Here is a 4,119-nt window from a genome sequence, read left to right as displayed (position 1 = left end):
CACCGCCCGCGTCGGTCAGGGTGTAGACACCGACCGGGCTGCGCTTGTCGTTCTCGCGGTGGTCGGTCGTCCAGCCCTTCTTGCCGTTGTGCGCGGCCCAGCTGCGGGTCTTGTCCCAGGTCGAGCCGGACTTCGTGTACAGGACGACGGTGGAATCGGCCGAGTCCTCGCCCTCCCCGTACACGGCGACGACCTGCCGGGAGTTCGCCGGGATCTTGTCCTGGAGGCGGTCGCCCACCTCGGGGATGCGCTTGAGGTCAGTCGTCGGCTCGGCACCCTTCGCCTGGTCCGTGCCCCCGCCCTTCTTCCCTCCGGCGTCCGCCCCGTCGTCCGCACTTCCGCAGGACGTGAGAAGAACACCGCAGGCCGCGAAGGCAGCCACCGCTCGCACCGCACCAGCTATACGCATCCGTCCATGGTCGCACCCGGTTCACGCGAGCCCGCCCGACGCCCGGCCCGCGGTGGAGAAGGGGCCGAATCTTTACTCTCCGACGGAAAATCGTTTGCCTCGCACCACCGTCCGAGGCGAACCTTTCACGGCCTGTTACCGCAGCTTGCCGCCTCTGCCGCGGCTCCCCTTCCCCCCTCCGTCCACCACCGTCCGTTCACGCCGGCACGCTCCGCCGAACCGACGGTCCGCCTCTCCGACACCGACCCCCGGGACGTCACACGTCATGCAGATTCGCGATCTACCCTTCACCGACCCGGGCATGCCGGATGCCCGGTCGGGCCCTCACTTCCTGCGCTGGCTCGGGCGAAACCAGCTGGGCGGCCAGCTGAAGTCACTCGCCTGGGGCCTGCTGCACTTCGGCTCCATCGCGGTGCTCCCCTACCTCGTCGGCATCGCCGTACAGGCCGTGATCGACCGCGACGGGGGACGGCTCGCCGTGGCGGGCGTGATGATGACCCTGTCCGGCATCGCCATCGCCCTGGGCGACACCATGCTGCACCGCACGGCGGTCACCAACTGGATCACCGCGGCCGCGCGCGTCCAGCAGCTGCTCGCCCGCAAGACCGCGCAGCTCGGCTCGGCCCTCACGCGGCGCGTCGCCGCCGGTGAAGTGGTCGCGGTATCCACCGGTGACGTCGAAAAGATCGGCTGGTTCGTGGAGGCGGCCTCGCGGTTCGCGGCGGCCGCGCTCACGGTCGTGCTCGTCTGCGTGGGCGTGGTCGTCTACCAGCCCGCCCTCGGCTTCGTCGTCGCCGTCGGCGTCCCCGTGCTCGCGCTTGCCGTCCTGCCGCTGCTGCCGCGCGCCACCCGGCGGGCCGACCACCAGCGGGAGAAGGCCGGGCGGGCGACCGAACTGGCCTCCGACACCGTGGCGGGCCTGCGGGTGCTGCGGGGCATCGGCGGCGAGGAACTCTTCCTCGACCGCTACCGCCGCGCCTCGCAGGAAGTGCGGACGGCCGCCGTGCGCAGCGCCCGGATGTGGGCGGTGATCTCGGCGGTCCAGGTACTGCTGCCGGGGCTGCTCCTGATCGTGGTCGTCTGGCACGGCGTGAACCTGGCCCGCGAAGGACGCATCACCGTCGGCGAACTGGTCACCGTCTACAGCACGGTCACCCTCATGACCTACCCGCTGCGGCACTTCGAGGAGATCGCGATGGCCTACAGCTTCTCGCGCCCCTCCGCCAAGCGCGCCGCCCGGGTGCTCTCGCTCCAGCGCACGACACACGCCGGGGGCGAACACCAGGACCGCACGGAGGCCCCCTCGGGGGATCTCTACGACCCGGCGACCGGGCTCCTCGCCCCCTCGGGCCGGTTCACGGCCGTCGTGTGCGGCGACCCCGACGAGGCGGGACGGCTCGCCGAACGCCTCGGCGGGCACGCCGCGTTCGACGGCGCGGAGGAACTGCCCTCCGTGCTCCTGGGCGGGGTGGCGCTCGACGAGGTGCCCCTTGCCACCGCCCGCACCGCCGTCCTCGTACAGGACAAGGACCCGGTACTGCTCTCCGGCACCCTGCGCGGCCTGCTCGACGTACCCGCGTCGGGAGCCGTCGACGCCGACGAGGCCCTCCAGGCCGCGCAGTGCGCCGACGTCCTGGACGCCCTGGCGCAGGCCTCGGTGGACGAGGCCCCGCTGGACGCCCACGTCACCGAGCGCGGGCGCTCCCTGTCGGGCGGCCAGCGCCAACGCCTCGCCCTGGCCCGGTCGTTGATCACCGACCGGGAGGTTCTGGTGCTCGACGAGCCGACCTCCGCCGTCGACTCGCACACCGAGGCGCGGGTCGCCGAGGGCATCAAGGGGCTGCGCAAGGGCCGTACCACCGTGGTCCTCACGTCGTCGCCGCTGCTGCTCGACCGGGCCGAGCGCGTGGTCTTCCTGCACGGGGGCGAGGTCGCCGCGGTCGGCGAACACCGCGCGCTGGTGCACAGCGAGCCGCGCTACCGGGCGGTCGTCACGCGCGAGACGGACCAGGAGCAGGCGCCGCAGGCGCACGACGGCATCCGGGCCGGCATCAGATCCGGCACGGCCACCGGCATCAAGACCGGGACAGACATCGAGGAGACGGCATGATCGGGCTTGCGCCACCGGAGTACGACCCGGCGGCCCCGACCACCGCGGACACCCTGCCCGTCGGCGCACCCGCGACGGTCGGAGCCTACGTACGCGAACTGGTCAAGCGGCACCGCCGGGCCTTCGCCCTGCTCATCACGGTCAACACCTGCGCCGTGATCGCCTCCATGGCCGGTCCCTACCTGCTGGGCGATCTGGTCGAGAACGTGTCGGACACCGCACGCGACCTCCATCTGGGGCGCACCATCGGGATCTTTGCCGTCGCCCTTGTCGTGCAGGCCTTCTTCGTCCACCAGGTACGGCTGCGCGGGGCGATGCTCGGCGAGCGGATGCTGGCCGATCTGCGCGAGGACTTCCTCGTGCGCTCGGTGGGGCTGCCGCCGGGTGTGCTGGAGCGGGCCGGGACGGGTGATCTGCTGTCGCGGATCACCACGGACGTCGACCGGCTCGCCAACGCCATGCGCGAAGCGGTGCCGCAGCTCGCGATCGGCGTGGTGTGGGCCGCGCTCCTGATCGGCGGGCTCGCCGTGACCGCGCCGCCGCTGGCCCCCGCCATCCTCATCGCCGTGCCGCTGCTTGTCGTCGGCTGCCGCTGGTACTTCAAGCGGGCGCCCTCGGCCTACCGTTCGGAGGCCGCCGGGTACGCCGCCGTGGCCGCCGCCCTCGCCGAGACCATCGACGCGGGACGGACCGTGGAGGCGCACCGGCTGGGCGAGCGCCGCGTGCAGCTGTCCGAGCGGCGCGTCAAGGAGTGGACCGCGTGGGAGCGGCACACGCTCTACCTGCGCTCCGTGCTCTTCCCGGTCATCACCTTCACCCATACCCTCGTGCTCTGCTCCGTCCTGATGGTCGGCGGCGTGTTCGTCCTGCAGGGCTGGATCGGCGTCGGCCAGCTGGCCACGGGCGCGCTGATCGCGCAGATGCTGGTCGATCCGCTGGGCATCATCCTGCGCTGGTACGACGAGCTGCAGGTCGCCCAGGTCTCGCTCGCCCGCCTGGTGGGCGTGCGGGACATCGAACCGGACGCGGGCGACACCGCCGTCGCTCCCGAGGGACGCGACGTGCTCGCGGACGACGTGCACTTCGGCTACCGCGCGGGCGTCGACGTCCTGCGCGAGGTGTCCCTGGCCGTCGAGCCGGGTTCACGCGTCGCCCTGGTCGGCCCGTCCGGCGCGGGCAAGTCCACGCTCGGCAGGCTGCTCGCCGGGATCTACGCCCCGCGCAACGGTCGCGTGACGCTGGGCGGGGCGGAACTGTCGGCGATGCCCGCCGAGGAGGTCCGCGCCCACGTCGCGCTGGTCAACCAGGAGCACCATGTCTTCGTGGGCTCCCTGCGCGACAATCTCCTGCTCGCCAGGACCGGGGCGCGGGACGCCGAACTGTGGGCGGCGCTCGGCGCGGTCGACGCGGACAGCTGGGCCAGGGCGCTGGGCGAAGGCCTGGACACCGAGGTGGGCTCGGGCGGCTTCGCCCTCACCCCGGCACAGGCCCAGCAGATCGCGCTGGCCCGCCTGGTCCTCGCCGACCCGCACACGCTGGTCCTGGACGAGGCGACCTCCCTGCTCGACCCGCGCGCGGCACGCCACCTGGAACGCTCCCT

The 4,119-nt window shown here is 72.7% G+C and carries 2 protein-coding genes and 1 pseudogene; 2 read left to right on the top strand and 1 reads right to left on the bottom strand.

What is annotated here, in order from left to right; translation table 11 throughout:
* A pseudogene (locus ACQKIP_RS36500) lies at positions 1-409 on the bottom strand (hypothetical protein); the annotation flags it as partial.
* Positions 410-674: 265 nt separating this feature from the next.
* Here ACQKIP_RS36500 and ACQKIP_RS36495 point away from each other — a divergent pair.
* Together ACQKIP_RS36495 and ACQKIP_RS36490 are read left to right on the top strand one after the other, a co-directional pair.
* A complete protein-coding gene (locus ACQKIP_RS36495; protein WP_365854450.1) occupies positions 675-2,519 on the top strand; it encodes an ABC transporter ATP-binding protein in 1,845 nt (614 codons plus the stop codon).
* The coding region (locus tag ACQKIP_RS36490) for an ABC transporter ATP-binding protein (RefSeq protein WP_427745126.1) at positions 2,516-4,119 on the top strand (1,604 nt) is incomplete at its 3' end. The genes ACQKIP_RS36495 and ACQKIP_RS36490, both read left to right, overlap by 4 nt.

It is taken from the genome of Streptomyces sp. NPDC059900 (genome assembly GCF_050270335.1).
Classification (GTDB): Bacteria; Actinomycetota; Actinomycetes; order Streptomycetales; family Streptomycetaceae; genus Streptomyces.
The sequence above is the reverse complement of the archived record's forward strand: the minus strand, read 5'-3'. Positions and strand labels throughout refer to the sequence as shown.

What these genes read in the sequence shown, in the direction of transcription:
- ACQKIP_RS36495 (WP_365854450.1), top strand. Translation starts at nt 675, where the DNA reads ATGCAGATTCGCGATCTACCCTTCACCGACCCGGGCATGCCGGATGCC.